This is a genomic window from Pseudoalteromonas sp. Z9A5 (assembly GCF_011378875.1).
Lineage (GTDB): Bacteria > Pseudomonadota > Gammaproteobacteria > Enterobacterales > Alteromonadaceae > Pseudoalteromonas.
In genome coordinates this window covers 51,406-77,054 of the sequence record NZ_WTLC01000019.1, presented here as the reverse complement: position 1 = coordinate 77,054, position 25,649 = coordinate 51,406, and the positions used below count along the sequence as shown (strand labels likewise).

The following is a 25,649-nucleotide window of genomic DNA, read 5'->3' as shown; positions in this document are numbered from 1 at the left end:
ATTGTAAAATGAAACGTATAGAATTTTTAAAAGCCCCAATGGATATAGCAACAATGGAAGAAACTGTTTCTTTTATTGAAAGTAGAATAGAAACGGGAGATTTTTTACAGCATGTTGTTGTTAATGTCGCAAAAATAGTGAATATGCAAAAAGATTCTGTTTTAGCTGATTCGGTTAAAGCTTGTGATTTAATTAATATTGATGGAATGGGGGTTGTTTTTGGTGCTCGCTTTTTAGGACATGATATACCTGAGCGAGTTGCAGGTGTTGATTTATTCCACGAACTATTAGCAATGAGTAGTAAGCGTGATTTTCCTGTTTTTTTACTTGGAGCAACACCAGAAGTAGTGTGTAAAACTGTCGATAAAGTTAAGTTGCAAAACCCAAGTTTAACTATTGCGGGATATAACGATGGGTATTTTTGGGATGACGAAGAGGCTGTTGTAGATAAAATTCGTAAATCGGGAGCAAAGCTTTTATTTGTTGCTATTACCTCGCCTAAAAAAGAAAACTTTATTAATAAATGGCAAGATAAATTGGGTGTCGACTTTGTTATGGGGGTTGGTGGTACGTTTGATGTAGTTGCTGGAAAAGTAAAGCGGGCTCCAGTTTGGATGCAAAATGCGGGCTTGGAATGGTTTTATCGGGTAATGCAAGAGCCAAGCAGAATGTGGAAAAGATACTTTGTAACTAACTCAAAGTTTGCTTGGTACTTACTCAAAGCAAAATTTTCTGGTGGACAGTAGAACTTACTTTTTACTTATGTTTACTTTTGCTTAATTTATCGTACTAATTTATTTGATAGGCTTAAAATATAGTGTCAAAATTATTGAGAGATCCAGCTATACGCAGTTTATTGAATCGCATGCCCAATAATGTGCAAAACACCTTCACTGACGAGCAGTTAACTCACTTAAAAGTAGCCATTGGTGCAAGGCAGTGGGGAGACCATGCGGTTGATTTTCGGGGGGTTGCTAAGGTGTTGAAGTATCGTTACTATTTCGTTGTTTTAATGGGTAGAAATAGGCGTGAACTTAGTGGTAAAGAGAAAAAAATATCAGCTATTATTCAGACTTGCTTAATTAGTTTATTCACTTTTTTTATAGTAATTTTTTTGTTATTAACTATTTATCTTGTTAAATCGGCATTAGGTATTGATTTATTTGAAGATTACTCGTTAGGTGTTTGGTCATGGTTCAAAGGGCTGCTTAAATAGTGAATGGGTCGTGAGTTGTAATGTTTATTGTTTATATTTGTTTATATTTGTTTGTATTAATTTGTTTTTGTTTTTGCAATTATCTATGTCTTTTTATTGTTCAAAACTAATAGTATAGTATTGAATAATGTAGCTTGTTAATATATCATCAAACGCGGTTTTATGGAGCTTGCTTCATCTAAAAATAGATAGCCATAGGGAATACATAAGTATGACATCTTCAAGGACATTTAAGCCTACAAGCTCCTCGGATGCCAATTTCTACCGATTATTTGATATTTTTGCATTGTTTGTTGCTTTTCAATGTTCAGCTTTATTCTATGGATTTAATTTAACTCCTTTTTACATGGTTTCTGTATTGAGTGTTGCTCTAAGCTTTTTATACAGTGCTGAAATGTTTTCTACTTATCGTTCTTGGCGTGCAGGTAAATTTAGAACTATGGTGCTTTGTGCATGGGGTTCTTTATTTGTATCGTTTGCTTTTTTGTTTTTTATATCTTTTGCATTTAAGTTCACCGAGGCGCTTTCGCGCTTAGGTTTAGGTCTATGGTTTTTATTCAGCATCATTTTTCTATATTCATGGCGTTTAGCTGTACATTTATATAAAAGAAATCGTCGTAAGCTTGGTTTAAATCTAAGAAATGTAGCGATAGTCGGGGCAACTGAATCAGCTGTTTATTTGTATGATGAAATTATAAAAAATGATGAGCTTGGTTTTAAATTTTTAGGCTTTTTTGATGATCGTAAACCAGAGCGCTTATTTACTAATGTAACAACATACGATGTTGAAGGCACGATACAAAACGCTATTTGTGCAGCTCGGGATGGGAGTATTGATATACTTTACATTGCCTTACCAATGAAAGCTGATAAGCGTATTGCTGATTTACTATTGCAACTTGGTGATACGACCGTTGATGTACACATAATACCCGATTTTTTACTTTCTAATTTAATACATGCCCGTATAGAGCATGTGGGTGATGTTGATACTCTTAGTGTATTTGAATCACCTTTTATTGGTGCGCGAGAGTTTATTAAACGTACTGAAGATATTGTTGTTGCTTCAATTATTGTGATGTTAATCTCGCCTGTTTTATTGGTAATAGCTATAGCTGTTAAGGTTACTTCCACTGGACCTATAATATTTAAACAAGACCGTTACGGTCTTGATGGACGTAGAATTAAAGTCTGGAAATTTCGCTCGATGACAGTAACGGAGAACAGTGAAGTGGTAACGCAAGCAACTAAAAATGATAAGCGTATAACCAAGCTAGGTGCACTTTTACGTAGAACGAGTTTAGACGAGCTCCCACAATTTATAAATGTATTAAGAGGCGATATGTCAATTGTTGGTCCAAGACCACATGCAGTTGCTCATAATGAAGAATACCGCAAAAAAGTAGAGTTTTATATGTTTAGGCATAAAGCGAAACCAGGCATAACTGGTTGGGCTCAAATAAATGGCTGGCGCGGCGAAACAGATACACTAAATAAAATGACTAAGCGTGTAGAGTTTGATCTGCATTATATAAAAAATTGGTCATTATGGTTTGATATTAAGATAATCTTTTTAACAATTTTTAAGGGATTTAAAAATGCGAATGCATACTAATAACGTGACTCCATTGCTTTTTGCTTTGTGTTTAGGTACTTCTCTGCCAACTTTAGCTGATTTTAAAGCCGGCAGTTTGATAACTAAAGATGGTGCTGAAATTACTCCAACATTACAAACAGGCTTAAGTACTAATAATAACTTTTTCAGTACTCCTGAGAACGAGGAATCTCGTTTAATCTGGACAGTTGCTCCAAATGTTATTGCTGAAATTAAAGACGGACCAGATAGTTATAAAGTTAACTTGGGTACTAGCAGTTCATTGCATAATAAAGATACAGCTGATAATTTTACCCAAGTAAATATTGGTGCAGGTGTTCATAAAGAATTTACCAGTCAGCATCGGTTAGACTTCGATGGCACAGCTGATTGGCTGTACGAGCCTCGTGGTAGCGGTTTAACTGAAGGTTTAGGTAATACTATTAATGAACTGGTTAAATATCAGCAACAAGATATAACTGGTCGCTATGAGTATGGTGCGCTAAGTTCAAAAGCTCAAATTGCTCTAACAGCTGGTTTTTTTAGTAAAAAATATCAAAACTTTAGAGAAGTATCGCAGTTTCGTGATTACGATAAATCGCTAGTCGGTATTACCGGTTATTATAATACACAATCATCTACGCGTACTTTTTTAGAGGTTAAGCAAGAGAACTATCGTTATGGCGTACTTCAAGCCAATGGTATTTCGCGTGACTCTGATGACGTGAAGGTATTAATTGGTATGCAGTGGGATGCAACTGCGGTAACTTCTGGTTCGTTTAAAATAGGTTACCAGAATAAGGATTTTAGTTCGGATCAGCGCCAAAGTTTTAGTGGTATAAGTTGGGACGCGGCGGTTACGTGGCAACCATTGAGCTATTCTTCGGTTCAGTTGACAACGAGCCGAGCAGCTAAAGATCCACTCGTTCAAGGTGATTATATTAGAGAAAGTGCTTACGGCGTTCGCTGGAGTCATGGCTGGAGTGATGATTTAAGCTCACTTGCTAGTTTGAACTATATTGATGAAGAATACACTGGGGATATTGGTCGTAAAGATAAAACCAAAAATGCCCGCTTAGGTTTAAATTATACTGTTAATAGCTTTGGAATGGTTTCTACTTATGTTGATATCATGGATAAAAATTCTACGCAGGATAGACTTGAGTTTGATCGAGTGGTAGTAGGGATTAATTTTACGTTTGCATTAAAGGCTAATTAATGAATTTTAAAGGTGTTTTAAGTCTACTGCTATTATTTGTTAGCAGTATATGTTTTTCGCAAACAGCGCAAAACTATATTTTAGGCCCTGGTGATAAAATAGAAATTAAAGTATTTGGTCAACCTGACTTAGACGTGTCAGCACTGCTGGGGAATAGTGGAGAAGTAAACTATCCATTTTTAGGCAAGGTTAAGCTTGCTGGGTTGACTATTTCACAGGTTGAACAAGAGATTAGCAATGGCTTAAAGCCAAGTTATTTAGTTAATCCAAGCGTCTACGCGCAGGTCATTGAGTATCGTCCTTTTTATATACATGGAGAGGTTAAGGAGCCAGGGGCTTATCCTTATCAACCAGCAATGACAGTAAATCAGGCAATAGCTTTAGCTGGTGGCTTAACTGAACGAGCATCTGTTGATAAAGTATATATATATAAAGAGCAAACTAAAGAGCAGCAACATAAAGGTAGTTTAAACAGCCAAATTGCAGCGGGCGATACCATAAAAATAGAACAACGCTTGTTTTAAAGCAGTGTTAAAGGCAGTTATAAATGAATCACATATCAGAAAACCCTAGCAATAACGAAGAGATTATTAACCTAGGAGCTTATTTAAATATAATTAAGCGTGCAAAGTGGCGCATTTTAGGTTTTTCCATAGTTGTTACCCTTTTAACTATTATGGTGACATTAACTTTAATACCTAAATATAGTGCGACTGCGACGTTGTTAATAGAAGCTGAGCAGACTAAAGCAGTGAGCTTTGAAGAGATTTATGGTTCAGACTCTACGAAAAAAGAATATTATTTGACGCAGTTTGAGGTTATTAAATCTGACAGTATAGCCCGAGAGGTTATTACTAAGCTTGATTTGAAATCGCATAAAGATTTTATTGCTAAGCCTTCTGCTTTAGGTGAAATGAAAACGTCGATTAAAGAACTGCTACCATTTTTAAATAAAAAAGATTTCACGTTACTTTCTCTTGAGGAACAAGCACAAAGAGACATGATTGGCTTACTTGCTGCATTTAAGTCGAGATTGAGTGTGGAGCCTATTCGAAATACGCAGTTAGTACGTGTTAGTTTTGAGTCGAGTGACCCAAAATTAGCTGCATTAGTAGCAAATACTGTGGGTGAAATTTATATAGAAACTCAGATGCGTGCAAAAATGGGGATTACCCAACAAGCATCTACTTGGCTAAATACTCGCCTGTCGCAATTACGGATTCAACTCGATCGCTCTGAAGCGCGGTTACAAGCATATCGTGAAGAGCAAAAGTTAGTTGATATAGAGGGAATTGCTGGTCTTGTTACGCAAGAACTTGAACAAACGTCTCAGCAACTAATAACAGCCCGTAATGAGCAAAATAATTTACAGAGCATTAATCGCGTAATAAAAGAGTATGGTAACAACAATATTGAATTACTTGGCAGTATGCCCGAAATAACATCGCATGGAGTTGTTCAAGATGTAAAACGAGATGTTGTATTAGTTGAGCGTAAATTAAGTGAATTGGGTGAAGTATATGGTCCTAAACACCCAAAAATAATATCGGCTAAAGCTGAGCTTGCTACTGTTAAAGCTAATTTAAATAAGCAAATTAAAGATTTAATTACGGGTATTGAGAAAGAACTGAACCGTATTACGCGGACAGTTAAAGCACTAGAGAGAGCTTTAACAAATATACGCGCTGAGTATCAAGATATTACACGTAAAGAAACAGATTATAATCAACTTAAGCGTGAAGTCGAAACTAACCGTAATATATTTAATACGTTCTTATCTCGTTCTAAAGAAACCGAGGTAACTAGTGACTTTAGTTCTGCAGCTGCCCGCTTTACAGATCGAGCATATGCACCGATAAATCCAAGTAAACCTAATAAAAAGTTAATTATAATATTAGCGTTTTTAGCTAGTTTTGGGTTTGCGATAGTGATGAGTTTTGTATTTGATGCTTTAAACGATACGGTCAAAACAAAAAGTGATGTAGAGAGTAAGTTAGCGCAACGTATGTTAGGGCTTTTACCTCATGTAAAAACACCTAAAAATAGTGTGTTTCCGATTCATGCATACCTTGAAGATTATTATCGACGCTTTGCAGAGTCGGTGCGTACATTCCGTACTAGTTTATTATTAACTCAGTTAGATCGAGGTCATAAAATAATAGCGGTTACATCTAGCTCACCAGGTGAAGGTAAAACAACAACTTCAGCTAATTTAGCTATGTCGCTCGCGCAGATGGGTAAAGTATTGCTTATTGATGCAGATTTACGTAAGCCTAGTATTGCAAAACGTTTTGATATTCCAGTATTTCATCCAGGTTTAAGTAATTTAATTATAGGCACAGAGGAGCTTTCTGAGTGTGTGCACGTTGATGAGCAATCTGGTGTGTTTATTATGCCAAGCGGGCATATTCCAGGTAATCCATTGGAGCTTTTATCAAGCTCACGTTTTAGTGAGTTACTTGATGTGTTAAAGGCTAAATATGATCATATAATTATTGACACGCCACCTACACAAGCTGTTAGTGATGCATTAGTAATTGCACAAAGTGCCGACTCGGTAATTTATGTTGTTAAATCAGACATAACACGGATCAAACCAATTAAAGCAGGTATAGAGCGATTATTTGAAGTGAAAGCGCATGTTGCAGGCATTGTACTTAACCAGGTTGATATGAGTAAGTCTGGAGATGAGCATAGTTACGGTTACTATGATTATCATGACTATTCACAGAAACCTGAACAACTTTAAAAGTTATTGATTCGTAGCATATGATTGATATTCATTCGCATATATTGCCTGGCATAGATGATGGCGCTAAAGATTTAGATGAATCTTTAGCGCTATTAAAAGTTGCGCAAAACGATGGTATTACCCATATGGTTGCAACTCCGCATATTCATTTAGGTCGTTTTAATAACTCAACCTCACATATATATGATGATTTAGCCAATCTAAAAAGCCACGCAACAGCTGCCGGTATTACAGTAAAGCTAGCTGTTGCTGCAGAAGTACGACTTGACATTGAATTAATGGGGCTTGTAATCGCAAATAAGCTCCCGTTTATTGGTCAAATACACACTACGAATTATTTGTTATTAGAGCTTCCGCATTCCCATGTACCTCAAGGTTACGATAAGTTTATTATGTGGCTTGCTAAGCAAAATATTAAAGTAATTATTCCTCACCCAGAGCGAAATCGTGATATTCAATCAAATACTTTTTACATTGACCGTTTAAAGCAATTGGGTTGTAAATTTCAGCTAACAGCATCGAGCATAGAAGGCGCTTGGGGTGAAAAGGCAAAACAGATTAGTGAAAATATGCTAAAAGCTGATCTGGTTGATTACATAGCTTCTGATGCACACTCTGTAAAGCGCAGACCTCCTATTTTAAGTAACGCAATGCGTATTATTAGCGAGTTAATAGGGTCTGAGAAAGCAGAAGCTTTATTTGTAACTAACCCTTTTAGTTTAACTGAGTCTTTATTTTGTGATTGATTTAAAATATCGGAAATTCATTCAGATTGGCTTTTTAGCTATAATAACTTTAATTATATGTTATAGCAGTATGCAAAGTATGCGTGCAAATGCATGGTACTTTAATGGGCTTAATACGCTAAAGCAGTTATCCTCTCCGATAGATAATTCTGAGCTATTGAATGCTGAGAATGCAATTAGTTTAGCAACCGAAATTGAGCCAACACAACCTCATTACTGGCAATTATATGCTTATATAAAAATGCTAAAGCTTACTACAAACAAATCTTTTATCGACAGTGATAAAAAAAAATTAGTTTATAAACAAGTAGAACAAGCGTTGTTAAAGTCTATAAAACTTAGGAAAACATGGGCTGAAACTTGGATTTCGCTCGCAGAGGTAGTCAGTTATCAAGAGGGACCAAGTGATCGAGTCTACAACTACATTCAGCAAGCAAAAAAAATGGGACCAAATAAGATAGCTGTGCATTTAGGTGCAATACAAATAGCATTAGTAAATTGGCATCAGTTACCACCAAAGTATAAAGCATTATATGTTAATGAACTTAACTTAGCTGTACAACATGGTTATCAGTTTTATGATGTATTTAATATTGCACAGCAAGTTAACGGATTACCTACACTTTGCTTATCGCTGCAATTTGGTACGGCTTTTGAAAAAGTAAGGGTTAGTAACCACTATAGAAAATATTGCTAAGCTTGATTACTTAATATTCATAATAGCTATATAAAAATACCCAGAGCCTTAGAAGGGCTCCAGGTAACAAAGTTGCTCTAATTCGAGCCTTGCGTTAACTAAAAATACTTTCAAATTCGTAGGGAGAAGAAAGTACTAAAAGTATAGTAAAGTAATAATATAATGCGTTACTATTTTTTTATTTAGCTAAATTCAAGAGTAAATCATTAGTTTTATTTGTTGTTTTTATTACTGAGTTTTTATACCCAACTTATTAACTGCGTATTTTGTACTAAATCTCTTGGTAGCGAATTTTTGATCTTATTTTTTTGCCATTTACCTAGCCCAATAGGGCATCCGCATAGTGTTAAAACTACTTCGCCTATTGTTTGGGTTACTTCATTTAAGCGTATATCTTTGCCTTGAAAATAATCATTTGCTTGCTCGTTATTTAAAGCATAAATGTTACTTGCACATTCGCTACCAAACACAGTTGCAAACTCGTGCGTGAGCCTTACGCCATTTTTATGAATGATTCCAATTTGAATACCTAATCGAGCATATTTAATTTTATTTTGTACTGCTTCAAAGCCTTCAGGAAATAACCACAACTCTTTGTCGCGTTGCATTAAGCTGCCAGGCAGTGCCATTAGCCCAAAGTGCTTTTTAAGTGATTCCATAAAAGCAGCACTTTGTTTTTTATCATACTCGTTAAACGGGAATGCTCCTTTTTTAACTGTTTGATTTGGGTTATCGCAACTGGCGTGCTTTTTAAATTTAGCGATAAAAAAGCCTTCGCTGTCGAATGTTTGTGGCCAAACATGCAAATAACCTTCGCTTGTTGTGGCTTTGTTTGCGCCTTCAAATAAATTACTTAACGATTGTGGGGCAATATAGTCACCAAACTCACTCAGTAAATAATCACACACTTGTTGGTTTTCGAGCGGTGTAAGCGTGCAGGTTGAATACACTAATGTACCGCCTGGCTTTAATGCATAAAATGCGCTTTTAATTAAGTCTTTTTGTACTTGGGCTATTTCGATATTTGATTCTATTGACCAGTTTTTAAGAGCATCGGCATCTTTACGTACAGTCCCTTCGCCTGAGCAGGGAGCATCTAACAATATGCTATCAAAGCATTCAAACATGTAGTTACCAAATATAACGCCATCAAAATGTGATAGCGCACAATTACCAACTCCCATACGTTTTAATGTAGCGCTGAGCACCTTTAAACGTGATGACGAAAGTTCGTTTGCAACTAATACGCCTTGGTTATTCATAAGCGCAGCAAGTTGCGATGTTTTTGAACCTGGTGCAGATGCAACATCAAGCACGTAATTATTTTGAGGGTCAGCGAGTTCAATACTTTGTTTTAAAGCGATAGGAGGTAGCATTGAGCTTGCCTCCTGCACGTACATTGCACCACTTAAATGTAGATCGGTATTACCCAGTGCCAAGTTTTGATCTTCGTCACTTGGGCGTTCTAACCAAAAACCTTCACTGCACCATGGTATAGGGGTTAGTAGCCAGTTTTTTTGTGTCGCTTTATTTACAAATTCTTCCACAGTGATTTTTAAAGTATTAACGCGAATTGATTTTCTGAGGGGGCGACGACAAGCACTTATAAAGTCATCTAAATTTAAATGCTCAGGTAAATAGGTTTTTACGTCGTCAATAAAATGCTCAGGAATAAAAGTGTTGGCGTTCACGCGTTGGCTCATACTATAAAAATAAAGCGCGATAATAACATTTATATAAGGTGGTTTCAGCGCTAAAAACTCTAATTTTTGCTTTATTACTGTGTCGACACTTCATTACTTTTAACTATTTATTAGCTGTATTTAACTCATTTATAGCTATTTTACTTTAATAGTGTCGACAATGAGGGTGTTTTTTAGTCGTTTTTAAAGGTTTTAGGGTTGACATAAATTACCAATAAGCACATAGTGACTGCATAAATTGTCGACAATATAAAAGATACCTATGACCGAAACCTTTTTAAACGAAGCTCCTATTACTACTGCATCAGATCAAGTGTTTGTAGATATGCGCCGTGAAATAGTAGAGGGCAGCATAATACAGGGCAGCAAAATATCTGAGCCAGAATTAGCAAAGCGTTATGGTGTAAGCCGTGCAACGCTTCGCGAAGCATTAAATCGTTTAGAAAGCTGTTACTTAGTTGAACGTAAAGCAAATGTGGGTTGCCGAGTAGTTGCACTTACCGCAGAGCGTTTAATTGAAGTATACCAAGTTCGTAGTTCGCTTGAAGGATTAGCTTGCAGGCTTGCTGCCGACAATATGGCTGCCGATGAAGTACAAGGCTTAAAGCAATTACTTAATCAACATTTAAAAACACAACGTGTAAAAGAAGGCGAGTCGTATTATCAAGAGGCTGGCGATTTAGACTTTCATTATCGAATAATTAAAGGCAGTAAAAATGCTCATTTAATTCATTTGTTATGTAACGGACTTTACCAATTAATAAGAATGTACCGAGTACAAATGGGCATGGTGGGGCCGCGTGTATCAAAAGCGTTTGATGAGCATTTAGCTATTATTAATGCAATAGAAAACCACGACGGTGAACTTGCCGAAATGCTCATGAAGCGACATATAAGCGCATCGCAAGCAAATATTCAAACCAAATTCGATTTATTAACGGCTCAAAACTCATGAGCAGCTCAAAAGTTACTAGCCGTTAAAGTTAAGCAGAACAGTCATATTTAGATATTAAAAATAGTAGTTACTCCACGTAGCAACCGTTCAAAGTTAGGAGAAAGTAATGTCAGCAGGATTAAAATTTAAACAGGCTATTGCTAATAATCACCCTTTACAAGTTGTAGGGACTATTAACGCATACACCGCGATGATGGCTGAAAAAATGGGTCACCAAGCAATTTACCTCTCAGGTGCGGGCGTGGCCAACGCTTCTTTTGGTATGCCTGATTTAGGAATGACCAGCCTTGATAATGTACTTGAAGATATTCGTCGTATTACCGGTGCGAGCGATTTACCTTTGTTAGTTGATGCAGATACAGGGTGGGGCGGCGCATTTAATATTGCACGCACCGTTAAAGAAATGACCAAAGCCGGTGCTGCTGGTTTTCATATAGAAGACCAAGTAGCACAGAAGCGTTGTGGTCACCGTCCTAATAAAGAAATTGTTAGCCAAGACGAAATGGTTGACCGTATTAAAGCGGCGGTTGATGCAAAAACCGATAATGATTTTTATATTATGGCGCGTACCGATGCGTTTCAAAAAGAAGGATTAAACGCAGCAATTGACCGCGCAGCGGCATGTGTAGAAGCAGGGGCTGACGCTATTTTTGCAGAAGCAGTACACGACCTTGCTGATTACCAAGCATTTGCAAAAGCGATTGACGTTCCAATTTTGGCAAACATTACCGAGTTTGGTCAAACGCCTATTTATACCAAAGAGCAGTTAAGTGATGTGGGCGTTAAAATGGTGCTTTACCCATTAAGTGCGTTTAGAGCAATGAATAAAGCGGCGTTAAACGTGTATTCAGCTATTTTGAATGAAGGCTCGCAACAAAGCCAAATAGAAAACATGCAAACACGTGCAGAGCTATACGACTTTTTAGATTACCACACGTACGAGAACACACTCGACACCCTTTTTTCATCAAAATCTGACAAGTAAATAAACACTAATAAAAACACACACAAATTATAGATAGGAGAAGATCATGGTCGATAAAGCATTGAGTGGCGCAGGTTTACGCGGACAAGTAGCAGGTCAAACAGCATTATGTACAGTTGGGCAAAGCGGTTCGGGTTTAACGTATTGTGGTTACGATATTAGCGAACTTGCCGAAAAAGCTCAGTTTGAAGAAGTCTCGTTTTTACTTTCTCGTGGTGAGTTACCAACCACCAGCGAACTTGTACAATATAAAGCTAAATTAAAAAGCTTACGCGGCTTACCGAGTGCACTTAAAACCGTTCTTGAAAATATTCCTAAAGACGCGCATCCAATGGATGTAATGCGCACGGGTTGCTCTATGTTGGGTAATCTTGAAATAGAAAATGATTTTAGCCAAGCTAACGATGCAATCGACCGAATGGTTGCGGTATTCCCTAGTATTATTTGTTATTGGTATCGTTTTACTCACGATGGCGTACGTATTGAAACACAAACTGACGATGACTCAGTTGGTGCGCATTTTTTAACGCTGTTACATGATAAAGCCCCAAGTGAATTGTTTGCTCAAGTAATGAATGTATCGTTAATATTATACGCAGAGCATGAGTTTAACGCCTCTACGTTTACGGCTCGCGTGTGTGCGTCAACGCTTTCAGATATTCATTCTTGCGTAACGGGTGCAATTGGTACGCTGCGTGGTCCATTACATGGTGGCGCAAACGAAGCAGCAATGGATATGATTCAAGGTTTTACAAGTGTTGAGCATGCTGAGCAAGAAGTAATGGGCATGCTGGAGCGTAAAGACAAAATAATGGGCTTTGGCCATGCTATTTATCGTGAGTCTGATCCGCGTAACGTTATTATTAAAAAGTGGTCCGAAAAACTAGCCGATGAAGTGGGCGACAATGTGCTTTATCCTGTGTCTGTTCGCTGTGAAGAAATTATGTGGCGCGAGAAAAAACTGTTTTGTAATGCCGATTTTTTCCATGCATCTGCTTATCACTTTATGAATATTCCAACTAAGTTATTTACGCCAATATTTGTAATGAGCCGTGTTACAGGTTGGACCGCGCATGTTAAAGAGCAGCGCACTAATAACCGTATTATTCGCCCAAGCGCTGACTACACAGGACCTGATGCACGTAGTTACACACCAATCGAATCAAGATAATAGGTTACCAACTCTCATGTATATTCGAATAATTTAGCTGGTTAAATATGACCACACATGAGAGTTGGTAAGTGAATTAAGGTGAACTCTATATTCACCTTTTATGGCTTTAATGCTTTATATAATAAAAAACCTGCAAACCTAAAGCCTTTCTTAATAACCCCGTCACCAATTAGCGAACTTTTATTATGACCATAATTAATAATACCCAATACCGTAAATCTCTACCTGGCTCAAATGTTGATTATTACGACACTAAAGAAGCGGTTGATGCAATTAAGCCTGGCGCATATGCCACACTACCTTATACATCGCGCGTACTTGCTGAAAACTTAGTACGTCGATGCGACCCTGCAATGTTAACCGATGCACTTAAGCAGCTAATTGAGCGCAAACAAGATTTAGATTTTCCTTGGTATCCGGCGCGAGTAGTGTGCCATGATATTTTAGGGCAAACAGCGCTTGTTGATTTAGCAGGTTTGCGTGATGCAATTGCTGCTAAAGGTGGCGATCCGGCAAAAGTAAATCCAGTTGTACCAACACAGTTAATTGTTGATCATTCATTATCGGTTGAGCATGCTGGGTTTGACCCCGATGCGTTTGAAAAAAACCGTTCAATAGAAGATAGACGCAACGATGACCGTTTTCATTTTATAAATTGGACTAAAACAGCTTTTAAAAACATTGATGTGATCCCGCCGGGTAACGGGATTATGCATCAAATTAATCTTGAAAAAATGTCGCCGGTTATTCAAAACCGTGATGGCATTGCATTCCCTGATACCTTAGTTGGAACCGATAGCCATACCCCTCATGTAGATGCGCTAGGTGTGATAGCGGTGGGTGTAGGTGGGCTTGAAGCCGAAAGCGTAATGCTTGGTCGCGCCTCTTATATGCGCCTGCCAGATATTGTAGGCGTTGAGCTTACGGGTATTCGCCAACCGGGTATTACAGCCACCGACATTGTACTTGCCATAACCGAATTTTTACGTGGGCAACGTGTGGTATCGGCTTATTTAGAATTTTATGGTGAAGGTGCTGATGCACTAACCCTTGGCGACAGAGCAACAATTTCGAACATGACGCCAGAATTTGGCGCGACCGCCGCGATGTTTTATATCGACGAAATGACAATTGATTACTTGCGTTTAACCGGCCGTGAAGAAGAGCAAATTGCACTGGTAGAAAACTACGCTAAAACCACAGGTTTGTGGAGTGACAGCCTAAAAACAGCTAAATACGACCGCGTACTTACGTTTGATTTATCAAGCGTGGGTCGTAATATTGCAGGACCATCTAATCCGCATCGCCGTGTATCAACAAGTGATTTAGCAAAAGAGGGTATTTCGGGCGTTGTCGAAAACGAAGAAGGCTTAATGCCTGATGGCGCATGTATTATTGCAGCTATTACCAGTTGTACAAATACGAGTAACCCACGTAACGTAATTGCCGCTGCACTGCTTGCACGTAATGCAAATGCAAAAGGTTTAACGCGTAAGCCTTGGGTTAAAACGTCACTTGCACCAGGCTCTAAAGCGGTTCAATCGTATCTTGAAGATGCAAATTTACTCACAGAGCTTGAGCAGCTCGGCTTTGGTATTGTGGGTTTTGCCTGCACAACGTGTAACGGTATGAGCGGGGCACTTGACCCTGTTATTCAAAAAGAAGTAATTGAACGTGATTTATACGCAACGGCTGTACTTTCAGGTAATCGAAACTTTGACGGGCGTATTCATCCATATGCCAAGCAAGCTTTTTTAGCGTCTCCTCCTTTAGTTGTTGCTTACGCGATTGCCGGTACTATTCGTTTTGATATTGAAAAAGATATTTTAGGGCAAGATCAGCAAGGTAACGATATTACACTTAAAGATTTATGGCCATCTGATGAAGAAATAGATGCAGTAGTTAAGCAAAGCGTTAAGCCTGAGCAATTTAGAAAAGTGTACGAGCCAATGTTTAACTTAACCGTAGATTACGGTGAAGATAACGATCCATTGTATGAGTGGCGCCCACAAAGTACGTACATTCGTCGTCCGCCTTATTGGGAAGGTGCATTAGCGGGTGAGCGCACAATGACCGGTATGCGTGCACTTGCTGTACTTGGTGACAACATTACAACCGATCATTTATCGCCTTCAAACGCAATTATGGCAAGTAGTGCCGCTGGCGAATACCTAACTAAAATGAACGTCCCAGAGGAAGATTACAACTCGTACGCAACGCACCGAGGCGATCATTTAACAGCGCAGCGTGCAACATTTGCAAACCCTAAACTACTTAATGAAATGGTACTCGATGAAAACGGCGAAGTTATACAAGGCTCGTATGCCCGACTAGAGCCACAAGGTACTAATACACGCATGTGGGAAGCAATTGAAGCGTATATGGAGCGCAAACAACCACTTATTATTGTAGCCGGAGCCGATTACGGACAAGGTTCGTCGCGCGATTGGGCTGCAAAAGGTGTAAGGCTTGCTGGCGTTGAAGTTATTGCAGCAGAGGGCTTTGAGCGTATTCATCGTACTAACTTAGTGGGTATGGGTGTATTGCCACTTGAATTTAAAGCAGGCACAACCCGTAAAACGCTCAAGCTTGATGGTAGTGAAAGTTATGATGTAACAGGCGAGCCAACGCCTGGTTGTACGCTTAATTTATCTATCACACGTACAAATGGCGAAGTGTTAAATATACCCATGAAGTGCCGTATAGATACCCAAGAAGAGCTTTCTATTTATGCTGCTGGCGGTGTATTACAGCGCTTTGCACAAGACTTTTTAGAAGCCACTAAAACTGCATAAGGAAAGGGTTATTTATGTTTAAACCGCAAATTAAAGTGCCTGCAACCTATATGCGAGGCGGCACTAGTAAAGGTGTGTTTTTTAATTTAACTGATTTACCAAAACCTGCTCAAGTAGCAGGCGAGGCACGCGATAATTTATTACTGCGTATTATAGGCAGTCCCGATCCGTATGCCAAACAAACGGATGGTATGGGTGGCGCTACGTCTAGTACCAGTAAAACAGTCATTTTAAGTAAAAGTGAGCAAGCCGATCACGATGTTGATTATTTATTTGGTCAAGTGGCGATAGATAAGCCCTTTGTTGATTGGAGCGGTAACTGCGGTAATTTAACATCAGCAGTGGGTGCTTTTGCCATTAGTAATAGTTTGGTCGATAAAAGCAGAGTACCCGATAACGGTGTTGCTATTGTGCGTGTGTGGCAGGCTAATATTAAAAAAAGTATTTTAGTCCATGTACCAATAACTAATGGCGAAGTACAAGAAACCGGTGATTTTGAGCTCGATGGCGTTACATTTCCTGCAGCCGAGGTAAAGCTTGAATTTATTGACCCAGCTGATGGTGATGGCGCCTTATTTCCAACTGGCAACGTAGTTGATAGCTTAGAAGTACCAGGCGTTGGCACTTTAAAAGCAACAATGATAAACGCAGGTATACCTACCATATTTATTAATGCGGCTGATATTGGTTATACCGGCACCGAGCTGCAAGACGATATTAATAACGATGTTGCTGCACTTAAAAAGCTTGAAACTATTCGTGCTTATGGTGCTGTAAAAATGGGCTTAATTACTGATATTAGTGAAGCACAAGCTCGCCAACATACGCCTAAAGTTGCGTTTGTTGCATCGCCTTTAGATTATAAAGCGTCTAGCGGAAAGCTTATTGAATCTGCAAACATTAACTTATTAGTGCGCGCTATGTCGATGGGTAAACTGCATCACGCCATGATGGGCACAGCTGCTGTTGCTATTGGTACTGCCGCAGCTATTGAAGGTACGCTGGTTAATGTAGCCGCTGGAGGCGGCGCATTAAGTGAAGTAAACTTTGGTCATCCATCGGGCACATTAAAAGTGGGTGCAGAGGCTAAAAATAATGCGGGTAATTGGCAAGTTACCAAAGCAAGCATGAGTCGCAGTGCGCGTGTACTTATGGAAGGCGTTGTAAGAGTCCCTCAGTAAACTTTTAATATTAATTAGTTAAATTACAGCATTAATACATTGAATCTATTTATTATTTTTGTAAAATATAAGTAAGCCCTTATTTTTTAATTTAAGGGCTTTTTTTCAAACTTTAAAAGGATTTAAAAATGAATAAAATTATTATTGGATTTGCTTTAACTATTTCATCGTTTGGGGCACTTGCGCAAAGTGCTGATGGTTGGCCAGAAGGCGGTGCAATGCACACTGGCAATACTTATAATTTAGAGGGCAATAGATACAAAATTAAAATCAGTAAAATGATGAATGAAATTTACCCGCAACTAACTGACGACTACCAAGTAGATGCAGTTAAAGCCCAAATAAAAGCATGGGAGCAGTATATAGACGCTACATGTAACGTTGTTGGAGTAGCAACAGGTGCTGGTGGCTCTTGGCCCTCAACGTATAGTGTTAAATGCGAAAGAAGCCTAAGTTATGATAGATACTTTGCGACTAAAAATGCGCTAAAGTGTGTTAATAGATTGAGCAAAGAAGAGTTTGTAGGGCGTAGCGAAAAGTTAAATTGTTTAATTCAAACATTAAATATAAAAATATTTTAAGACCTACATAGCGCTACAGCTAAATTATACAGTTAGCTGTAGTATTTTAGGCTTTATAGCAACTCAATACTTACTGTTGCGCCTTTTTCGATATTGCCGCTTTGTGCTGGCACTACAATTAGGCAGTTAGCTTTACTAAGCGACGAAAGTACACCCGAGCCCTGTTTATTAAACGGGGCAACCACCAAGTCACCTTGCTCGTTAATTGTTGCAGTCCCGCGCTGAAAGTCGGCTCTTCCTGGGCGCTTTTTAATAACGGATGTAGTAACAGCGTTAAAGCGCATTTTAGGGTTTACTTCACCAAGCCCCGACAGCTTTTGCAGTGCAGGCTCTACTAACTGATTAAACGTAACAGCAGCCGACACAGGGTTACCTGGCAAGCCAAAAAAGTAACTGTTACTTAGTTTACCAAAGGCAAAAGGTTTGCCAGGTTTCATGGCTATTTTCCAAAAGTGAATTTCGCCAATCTCGTTAAGCACTTCTTTAGTAAAGTCGGCTTCACCAACCGATACACCGCCTGAGCTTATTACGGCATCGGCAAGTTCGTTCGCTTTTAAAAATGCATTAGTAATGAGTTCTTTGTTATCAGGGATAATTCCTAAATCAAGCACGTCTATATTTTTTTGTTGCAGCGCACTAATAATAACAGCGCGGTTACTTTCAAAAATAGCGCCTTGTTTAAGAGGCTGCCCTGGTTCAATTAGCTCATCGCCTGTAGAAAGTACGGCTATTTTTAGGGTTCTGATTACGTCTATATTAGCAATGCCCAAAGATGCAAGTAGTCCCACATCAACGGCTTTTAATTTATCACCGGCTTTTAAAATAACATCGTCTATTGCAATATCTTCGCCGGAAAAACGCACGTTTTCATTTAGTTCTGGTTGTGCTGTAAACGTAATTTTATCGCCATTTACCGAGGCGTTTTCTTGCATTACAACGCCGTTAGCGCCGGGTGCAATGGCGGCGCCGGTCATTATTCTTACACATTGCCCTGGGGTAAGCGTTTTTTCAAAAACTTGCCCTGCAAACACGCTACCTACTTGTGTATAGGTTAAGCTTTTATCTGAAATACATAGCGCATAACCATCCATTGCAGAGTTATTATGAGCCGGTACGTTTATAGTTGATTTAACATCGCTTGCTAAAATGCGATCAACGCTTTGCATTATTTTGATGGTTTCAGCGCTTTTAACAGGTGTTATTACGCTAAGTATATTTTGTATTGCAGTTTCAATTGGTAACAAACCGGGTGCATTGCAAACATCGTTCATATATATTGCTTACTTAAATCATTTTATTTTGAAACAATACTTATAATGTCAAAGCTTTACAATACATGGTTGGGTTATTTTTTGCTTATAGCATGCATGCTTTCGTGCAGCGTAAACGCAAAAGAAACGCTGCAAGTAGCCGTAGCGAGTAATTTTAAAATTGTATTGCAAACCCTACTAAAAAAATCCCCATTACCTAATGTTGACGTGAAAATATCAGCCGCTTCTAGCGGTGTTTTATATTCGCAAATAGTGCATGGCGCGCCATTTGATGTGTTTTTATCGGCTGACGATTTTCGACCGCAATCGCTTATTAAAGAAGGTTATGCCGAGCAAAGTAGCTTAATCACTTACGCTTTAGGCGAACTTGCTTTATGGCAACCCAAAGCTGAAAAAGTAAATGATAAAGTAGCCATTGCTAATCCGCGTTTTTCACCTTACGGGCGTGCCTCAGAGCACTACGCTAATAACCATTTTAAAAAGCCAGTAAATTATGTGTACGGGAATAACATTACGCATGCTTTTCAGTTTGTTGAAAGCGGTAATGTAGGAGTCGGGCTGGTGGCTGTTTCATCACTAAAGGCGGCTTACAGTAACACTCAAAATCAAAAGTATTTAGATTACACCGTGCTGCCTACCAATCAATATCCCGATATAATTCAACAGGGTGTTATTATTAAGTCGACTAAAAAACTCGCTAGCGCTAAGCAACTCATGCAATTTTTAATGACGCAGGCTACGCAGCAGCAGTTAATTGAATTAGGTTACAGAATAAAGGACAACAATGCTTCAAAGTGATTTAACTGCGCTGTGGTTAACTATAAAACTTGCCTTTATAACCGCAGTGCTCCTTCTTGTTTTTTGTATTCCGGTGGCTTACAAGCTCGCTGGCTATAATGGTAAATTTAAACCATTTTTAGAGGCATTAATTGCAATGCCTTTAGTGCTGCCGCCTACGTTATTAGGGTTTTACTTACTTGTTTTATTTTCGCCTGATCACGCTTTTGGGCAGTTTTGGTTTTGGCTAACGGGTACGCAGCTGGCGTTTAGTTTTCAGGGCGTGGTTATTGGTTCGCTTTTTTATTCGCTGCCTTTTGTAATGCAGCCTCTTGTGGCTGGGTTTAAGCATATTAATCAAACCTATAACGAAGCTGCCATTGCGCTTGGGTTAAGCCCGTTTAAACGCTTTGTGCATTTAATTATTCCGCTTTTAAAACCCAGTATTGGTAGCGCATTTGCTTTAGGCTTTGCGCACACATTGGGTGAGTTTGGTTTGGTATTAATGATTGGCGGTAATATTCAGGGGCAAACACAGGTGGTGTCTATTGCGCTTTATGACCATGTTGAATCGTTAAATTATACGGCGGCGCATCAGCTTTCACTTATTTTACTGGCTATTTCGTTTGCCTGTTTAGTGCTGTTATTTAAGTTTAATAAAAGCATTGTAGGGGTTAAGCAATAACATGATTAAATTAAGCCTTTTTAAAGCACTCAATAATTTTGATTTAGATATAAACCTTGAGCTTGAGTCGTTTAATGTACTCGGTGTTTACGGGCCTTCTGGCTCGGGTAAGTCAACATTGCTGCGTTGTATTAGTGGTTTAGAGCCTGCAAAAAGTGTTTATGTAAATAATCAGCCAGTGCATGAGTTACCAAGCGATAAACGCGGTATTACGCTTCAGTTGCAATCGTGCCCGTTGTTTCCTCATTTAGATGTAGTAGGTAATTTAGCGTTTACACAAAAGCACTGCGGGAATAAGCAAACCAGCTTAACGCTAGAATACGTTGTTAAAACACTCGAATTACAAGACTTACTAAACCGTGATGTACAAAGCTTATCGGGTGGCGAACGCCAACGTGTAGTATTTGCGCGTACGCTGTTAGCCGGTCAAAAATTTATAATGCTTGATGAGCCTTTTAGTGCGCTTGATTGGTCATTGCGTTTTAAAACGCTCACTAAACTTAGCGAGTTTGCAGTTAAGTTTAATATTAAATTTATAATAGTAAGTCACTCATTAAAAGAGCTGCTATTTTGCTGCGATACCCTTATTCAGCTTGATAAAGGGAAGGTGATAAACCAAGGTGCAAGTGCACACGTTGCAAAAGCTATTTATGCAAACGATAGGCAAACACCGCTGAGCTTAATTAATTACAATGTGGTTAAATTTGATGAAGACTACGGGCTATATCAACTGCAATTACAGCAAAGTGAGCAGCCGCTTTTTGTGCTTCCTGCACTTGTAGATAGCAGTAATAAGCTAATTATAGAAAGTGAGCAAATGTCGTTTAGTGCGTTAAAGCCTGAGCAAACAACGCACAGCAATGTTTTAAAGTCGGTATTAACTCAGGCTGAGCTTATTAATAATAAGTGGCAGTTAACGCTTAATGTAGATGGGCAAACATTGTATTGCTTGGCTTCAAGACGAGTGTGGGACAAAAACGACTTTAAAGTGGGCGATGTGCTTTATACAACGATCAGTAATCTAGAATAACTAAATGCTGCACACCGCACATTGACTGTTTTTAGCTATTTTAAAACGATTAAATTCCATGCTTAAACCATCCACCAGCAATAAGTGTTCGCTTAAGCCGCTGGGCAAACCAGCAAGCATTTTTAGCGCTTCAGTAGCCTGAATACTGCCTATTAGCCCCACAATAGGGGAAAGTACGCCGGATTCAGAGCAGCTTTGTGTTTGTTCACTAAAAAGTTGTGATAAACAGCCATAACAGTGGCTGTTTTCATCCATAGTAAAACAGGCGACTTGTCCTTCCATACGTATTGCAGAGCCGGACACCAGCGGAACTTTAGCTTTAAAACAGGCGCTATTAAGTGCATTACGCGTTGCTAGGTTATCTGAGCAATCAATTACTATATCAATGTTATTAAATAGCTGTTCTGTAGAGGTACTTGCATCAAAAAATGCCTCAATAGTGTTTATGTCTATTTCACTATTAAGCGCGTTAAGCTGTTTTTTAGCAGCACTGCATTTTGAGCTACCAATATCACTTTCTTTATACAGTATTTGCCTTTGCAGGTTGGTCACGTCTATTTCATCGTTATCAACTAAGGTAAGGGTCCCAACGCCAGATGCCGCTAAGTATTGACCTACCGCACACCCAAGCCCACCCACACCAATAACTAAAGCATGCGATTGCCATAGTCGCTCTTGTCCGTCTATATCAAGCTGCGGCAGCATAATGTGTCGAGAATAGCGCAGTTGCTGCTGGTAAGTTAATGGTGGCTTTTGCATTTTTAGACTTCTCATACTTTTTTTGAACAATACCAAGTTGTTAAATCCTAGAGCAAGTAGTAACGCTTTTTATTTGCACTGTAACAGTCCATAGCCCTTCACTCATATAGTGCAACTATAACGTATTAAAACAGTAAATACATATAACCAACTGAAATTGATGGCTTTTAATTAGTGGCTCAGTAATTGCTGTAGTAGGTTAACTAAAATTTAACAAACATTGGGCTGCTACTCATCTAAAAGAGTGGGGCATTAGTAAAACAATAATACGTTTACGAGGAAATAAACATGCAACCGAGTTCTGGGTTTAACCTAATATCCTTTAAAGGAAAAATGAAAGTATTACATCTGAGTTGGATGGTCTTTTTTGTGTCATTTTTTGTATGGTTTAACCATGCCCCTTTACTAGGTGCAATTGCGGGTTCGCTTGGGATCACCATGGCACAAGTTAAAACGTTACTCATTTTAAATGTAGCGTTAACTATTCCTGCCCGCGTTGTGGTGGGTATGTTAACCGATAAATTTGGTCCTCGTATTGTTTATTCAGCATTACTTATTACCTGTAGCATTCCGTGTTTTATGTTTGCTATGGCAACTACATTTGAACAAGCGGCGCTGGCGCGTTTTGCTTTAGGTTTTATTGGTGCTGGCTTTGTTGTGGGCATTCGAATGGTGAGTGAATGGTTTCCTGCTAATGAGTTGGGTATAGCGGAAGGTATTTATGGCGGCTGGGGTAATTTTGGTTCAGCAGCTGCGGCTATGTTATTGCCAATTATTGCACTAATGTTTGGCGGCGAAGATGGCTGGCGTTATGCAGTAGGTTTAACCGGTGTATTAAGCGTTATATTTGGTGTTATTTGGTACTTAAATGTAACCGATACGCCAAAAGGCGGTACATACTTTAAGCCTAAAAAAGTAGGCGCAATGGAAGTAACCAGTAAAGGCGACTTTGTATTACTGCTTATTATGAAAATCCCTATGTACGGCGCATTAGCATTACTTACTTGGAAGCTTTCGCCAACCGGTGCTAACTTAATTTCGGCTAATTTTGTACTTGCTGTGTATGCTTTTTTAGTTCTACTTTATATTTACGAAGTGTATAAAACCTTTGACGTAAATGGTCATATTTTTAAAGAGCCAGTACCTGAGTCGCATCGTTATGAGTTTAAACAAGTGGCTGTTTTAAATGTTTTATATTTTACAACCTTTGGTTCTGAGCTTGCGGTTGTATCTATGTTGCCACTGTTTTTTATGGATGTGTTTGGTCTTGATATGGTGTATGCGGGTATTTTAGCCTCTGCTTACGCATTTATGAACTTAGCATCTCGCCCTGGTGGCGGTTGGATTTCAGATAAACTGGGTCGCCGTATAACACTTATTGTACTTACGACGGGTCTTGCTGTTGGTTATTTTGTAATGGGCTTGGTTGATGCATCGTGGCCTTTATGGCTTGCTGTTGTAGCTGCTATGGCATGTTCGTTCTTTGTGCAAGCAGGTGAGGGCGCTGTATTTGCCGCAGTACCGCTAATTAAACGTCGTTTAACTGGGCAAATTGCAGGTATGACAGGCGCTTACGGTAATGTAGGCGCAGTAGTTTACTTAACGGCATTATCACTTGTTGATTATAAAACCTTCTTTTTCATTATTGCGGGTAGTGCATTACTTGGCTTAGGCGCGCTGTTTTTTATGAAAGAACCAGACGGACACATTACCGAAGTAAATGAAGACGGCACCGTTGAACTTATTTCAGTGACTTAAGGCATTATTGACGATGTTTGATGAAACACTCCAAGCTAAAGCGTTAAAAAATGAACTCAACGTTTCATTTGGCGGGCACAGCGCTAAAGGGTTAAAAGCAGAAAACCAAGATGCGTTTGCAGCCCTTAATACCAAAGCGCAAGAAAAAGAGTCTAAAGGCGTTATTGCCTGTTTAGCCGATGGGTGTTCATCAGCAAAAAATGCGAAACAAGCGTCTCAACTTTCGGTCACTCATTTTATAAATGAGTATTTAAATACCCCCGAAAGTTGGGCAGTTAAAAAGTCAGTGTCGAAGGTATTAGCGAGTTTAAATCAGTGGCTGTATTCGCAATCGGTTAATTACAATCACCTTGGTCAACGCCAAGCCGATTGGATGACCACTTTTACAGCACTTATTTTAAAGTCGGCAACGGGTTATATATTTCACTTAGGTGATACGCGTATTACCCGCTTGCGAGGAAATAAAATAGAGGCAATAACACGGGATCACAAAGTAAACGATACGCTAACACGTGCATTAGGCGCACAACTTCATCAAGAAATAGATGTTTACGAAGTTGACCTAAAAGCAGACGATATTTATATATTAACCTGCGATGGCGTACACGATGTGCTCCCAAACAGCGATATAGCTAAACTAATTAATGAATACGTTAATTTAGATCACACTAATTTAGAAAATGCAGCTAAAGCAATTACCGAACTTGCATTAGCGCGAGGCAGTGACGACAACGTAAGTTGTTTGCTTGTAAAAGTAGAAAATATTGCCGAGCAAAAGTTAGATGAGCTTTATCATTCGCTAACACGACGAAAAATTCCACCTGCGCTTAATGTTGGGCAAAAAATTGATGACTACACGGTTATTCGTAAATTACATGCCAGTAGTCGCTCGCACATTTATTTAGTGCAACAAGCGCCCGATATACCGCCAGTGGTTTTAAAAGCACCTTCGGTTAATTTTGAAGACGATGTGCACTACCTTCAAGGCTTTATAAGAGAAGGCTGGGTAGGGCAACGCATAAACCATTTAAACGTGATGAAAGTATTGAGTACGCAATCGCAGAGTCGTTTTTTGTACCATATTTGTGAGTACATGGACGGGCAAACACTTAGTGATTGGAAGCACGACGTGCCGCACCCAGAAATAACCCAAGTACGCAGTATTATTGAACAAATAGTACATGCGCTAAGGGCGTTTCAGCGACTCGATATGGTACATCGCGATTTAAAACTCGATAATGTAATGATAGATGCGCACGGAAAAGTAACGCTCATTGATTACGGCACAGTAAGTGTTGCGGCTATGGACGAGTCGGTTAAACAAATTGCGGATGATTGCCCGCAAGGTACTGCCGATTATACTGCACCCGAAACACTCATTACTATGCACGCCGATTTTAAAAGTGATTTGTTTTCACTTGGCGTTATTGCATACGAGTTATTGTGCTCAAAATTGCCTTACAAACCACTGCCACTTAACCACGTAGCGCCAAAAGATTACAGCCATTGGCACTACACAAGTATACGTAAATACAGAGCCGATATTCCGTTTTGGTTAGATCAAGCCCTTATGAAGGCGCTTGCCCCTAAACCCGAGCTCAGATACCAAGCCTTTTCTGAGTTTATAAACGATATCAATAAACCTAACCCTTATTTAGAAAGTACCGCTAATAAAAGTTCAATAATGAAACGCGATCCAGTGATGGTCTGGAAATGTATTTCGCTGTGTTTATTTATTGCTTTGGTATGTGTATTAATAATTAAAACGTAG

The 25,649-nt window shown here is 39.0% G+C and carries 22 protein-coding genes; 19 read left to right on the top strand and 3 right to left on the bottom strand.

Annotated features, from left to right (window positions below):
- Positions 1–8 precede the first annotated feature (8 nt).
- The 8 genes from GQR56_RS11545 (at position 9) to GQR56_RS11510 (ending at position 8,224) form a co-directional block, all read left to right on the top strand.
- The gene (locus GQR56_RS11545) at positions 9–746 is read left to right on the top strand and encodes a WecB/TagA/CpsF family glycosyltransferase (RefSeq protein ID WP_166111519.1); all 738 of its coding nucleotides are present in this window, start codon (positions 9–11) and stop codon (positions 744–746) included.
- Positions 747–817: 71 nt separating this feature from the next.
- Positions 818–1,216 (top strand): 3-phosphoshikimate 1-carboxyvinyltransferase, encoded by a 399-nt coding sequence (locus GQR56_RS11540; RefSeq protein ID WP_166111516.1) that lies wholly within the window; start codon positions 818–820, stop codon positions 1,214–1,216.
- Positions 1,217–1,427: 211 nt separating this feature from the next.
- Positions 1,428–2,831: an undecaprenyl-phosphate glucose phosphotransferase gene (locus GQR56_RS11535; RefSeq protein ID WP_166111513.1), complete on the top strand. Its 1,404-nt coding sequence runs from the start codon at positions 1,428–1,430 to the stop codon at positions 2,829–2,831.
- Positions 2,815–4,029: an outer membrane beta-barrel protein gene (locus GQR56_RS11530; RefSeq protein ID WP_166111510.1), complete on the top strand. Its 1,215-nt coding sequence runs from the start codon at positions 2,815–2,817 to the stop codon at positions 4,027–4,029. Before GQR56_RS11535 ends, GQR56_RS11530 begins: the two co-directional genes overlap by 17 nt.
- A complete protein-coding gene (locus tag GQR56_RS11525) occupies positions 4,029–4,553 on the top strand; it encodes a polysaccharide biosynthesis/export family protein (protein WP_166111507.1) in 525 nt (174 codons plus the stop codon). Before GQR56_RS11530 ends, GQR56_RS11525 begins: the two co-directional genes overlap by 1 nt.
- A gap of 23 nt (positions 4,554–4,576) precedes the next feature.
- Positions 4,577–6,778, top strand: a complete 2,202-nt coding sequence (locus GQR56_RS11520) for a polysaccharide biosynthesis tyrosine autokinase (RefSeq protein ID WP_166111504.1) — start codon at positions 4,577–4,579, stop codon at positions 6,776–6,778.
- 20 nt (positions 6,779–6,798) lie between these two features.
- The gene (locus GQR56_RS11515) at positions 6,799–7,527 is read left to right on the top strand and encodes a CpsB/CapC family capsule biosynthesis tyrosine phosphatase (protein WP_166111501.1); all 729 of its coding nucleotides are present in this window, start codon (positions 6,799–6,801) and stop codon (positions 7,525–7,527) included.
- Entirely contained in the window at positions 7,520–8,224 is a 705-nt protein-coding gene (locus GQR56_RS11510; protein WP_166111498.1) for a VpsP family polysaccharide biosynthesis protein, read from the top strand. The genes GQR56_RS11515 and GQR56_RS11510 overlap by 8 nt, the downstream gene beginning before the upstream one ends.
- A gap of 239 nt (positions 8,225–8,463) precedes the next feature.
- On the opposite strand, the gene rsmF is transcribed toward GQR56_RS11510, so the two are convergent.
- Positions 8,464–9,915, bottom strand: coding sequence for a 16S rRNA (cytosine(1407)-C(5))-methyltransferase RsmF (gene rsmF / locus GQR56_RS11505; RefSeq protein WP_166111495.1), 1,452 nt, complete (start codon positions 9,913–9,915; stop codon positions 8,464–8,466).
- Between the two features lie 274 nt (positions 9,916–10,189).
- On the opposite strand from rsmF, the gene GQR56_RS11500 reads away from it, so the two are divergent.
- From GQR56_RS11500 to GQR56_RS11475, 6 genes are all read left to right on the top strand, one after another.
- Positions 10,190–10,882 carry a GntR family transcriptional regulator gene (locus GQR56_RS11500; protein WP_166111492.1) on the top strand — a complete coding sequence of 231 codons (693 nt, stop codon included), beginning with the start codon at positions 10,190–10,192 and terminating at the stop codon, positions 10,880–10,882.
- A 106-nt stretch (positions 10,883–10,988) separates the two neighbouring features.
- Positions 10,989–11,867 (top strand): methylisocitrate lyase, encoded by an 879-nt coding sequence (gene prpB / locus GQR56_RS11495; protein WP_166111489.1) that lies wholly within the window; start codon positions 10,989–10,991, stop codon positions 11,865–11,867.
- 46 nt (positions 11,868–11,913) lie between these two features.
- Entirely contained in the window at positions 11,914–13,038 is a 1,125-nt protein-coding gene (gene prpC, locus GQR56_RS11490; RefSeq protein WP_166111486.1) for a 2-methylcitrate synthase, read from the top strand.
- A 188-nt stretch (positions 13,039–13,226) separates the two neighbouring features.
- Positions 13,227–15,836, top strand: coding sequence for a Fe/S-dependent 2-methylisocitrate dehydratase AcnD (gene acnD / locus GQR56_RS11485; protein ID WP_166111483.1), 2,610 nt, complete (start codon positions 13,227–13,229; stop codon positions 15,834–15,836).
- A 14-nt stretch (positions 15,837–15,850) separates the two neighbouring features.
- Positions 15,851–17,017, top strand: a complete 1,167-nt coding sequence (gene prpF, locus GQR56_RS11480; protein WP_166111479.1) for a 2-methylaconitate cis-trans isomerase PrpF — start codon at positions 15,851–15,853, stop codon at positions 17,015–17,017.
- A gap of 128 nt (positions 17,018–17,145) precedes the next feature.
- On the top strand, positions 17,146–17,598 hold the full coding sequence (locus GQR56_RS11475; RefSeq protein ID WP_166111476.1) for a DUF1311 domain-containing protein: 453 nt from the start codon (positions 17,146–17,148) through the stop codon (positions 17,596–17,598).
- Between the two features lie 53 nt (positions 17,599–17,651).
- Here the strand turns inward: GQR56_RS11475 and glp are convergent, their stop codons facing one another.
- The gene (gene glp / locus GQR56_RS11470; RefSeq protein WP_166111473.1) at positions 17,652–18,869 is read right to left on the bottom strand and encodes a gephyrin-like molybdotransferase Glp; all 1,218 of its coding nucleotides are present in this window, start codon (positions 18,867–18,869) and stop codon (positions 17,652–17,654) included.
- Positions 18,870–18,914: 45 nt separating this feature from the next.
- Here glp and modA point away from each other — a divergent pair, with 45 nt between their 5' ends.
- From modA to GQR56_RS11455, 3 genes are read left to right on the top strand one after another with little or no spacing between them, the layout of a single operon-like run.
- Positions 18,915–19,667: a molybdate ABC transporter substrate-binding protein gene (gene modA / locus GQR56_RS11465; RefSeq protein WP_197111281.1), complete on the top strand. Its 753-nt coding sequence runs from the start codon at positions 18,915–18,917 to the stop codon at positions 19,665–19,667.
- Entirely contained in the window at positions 19,654–20,331 is a 678-nt protein-coding gene (modB, locus tag GQR56_RS11460) for a molybdate ABC transporter permease subunit (RefSeq protein WP_024609792.1), read from the top strand. Before modA ends, modB begins: the two co-directional genes overlap by 14 nt.
- Before the next feature lies 1 nt (position 20,332).
- A complete protein-coding gene (locus GQR56_RS11455) occupies positions 20,333–21,361 on the top strand; it encodes an ATP-binding cassette domain-containing protein (protein WP_166111470.1) in 1,029 nt (342 codons plus the stop codon).
- Here the strand turns inward: GQR56_RS11455 and moeB are convergent, their stop codons facing one another.
- Positions 21,362–22,120 (bottom strand): molybdopterin-synthase adenylyltransferase MoeB, encoded by a 759-nt coding sequence (gene moeB / locus GQR56_RS11450; protein ID WP_166111467.1) that lies wholly within the window; start codon positions 22,118–22,120, stop codon positions 21,362–21,364.
- Between the two features lie 288 nt (positions 22,121–22,408).
- Here moeB and GQR56_RS11445 point away from each other — a divergent pair, with 288 nt between their 5' ends.
- Both GQR56_RS11445 and GQR56_RS11440 read left to right on the top strand, forming a co-directional pair.
- A complete protein-coding gene (locus tag GQR56_RS11445; protein ID WP_166111462.1) occupies positions 22,409–23,878 on the top strand; it encodes a NarK family nitrate/nitrite MFS transporter in 1,470 nt (489 codons plus the stop codon).
- A 13-nt stretch (positions 23,879–23,891) separates the two neighbouring features.
- Positions 23,892–25,649, top strand: coding sequence for a bifunctional protein-serine/threonine kinase/phosphatase (locus GQR56_RS11440; RefSeq protein ID WP_166111459.1), 1,758 nt, complete (start codon positions 23,892–23,894; stop codon positions 25,647–25,649).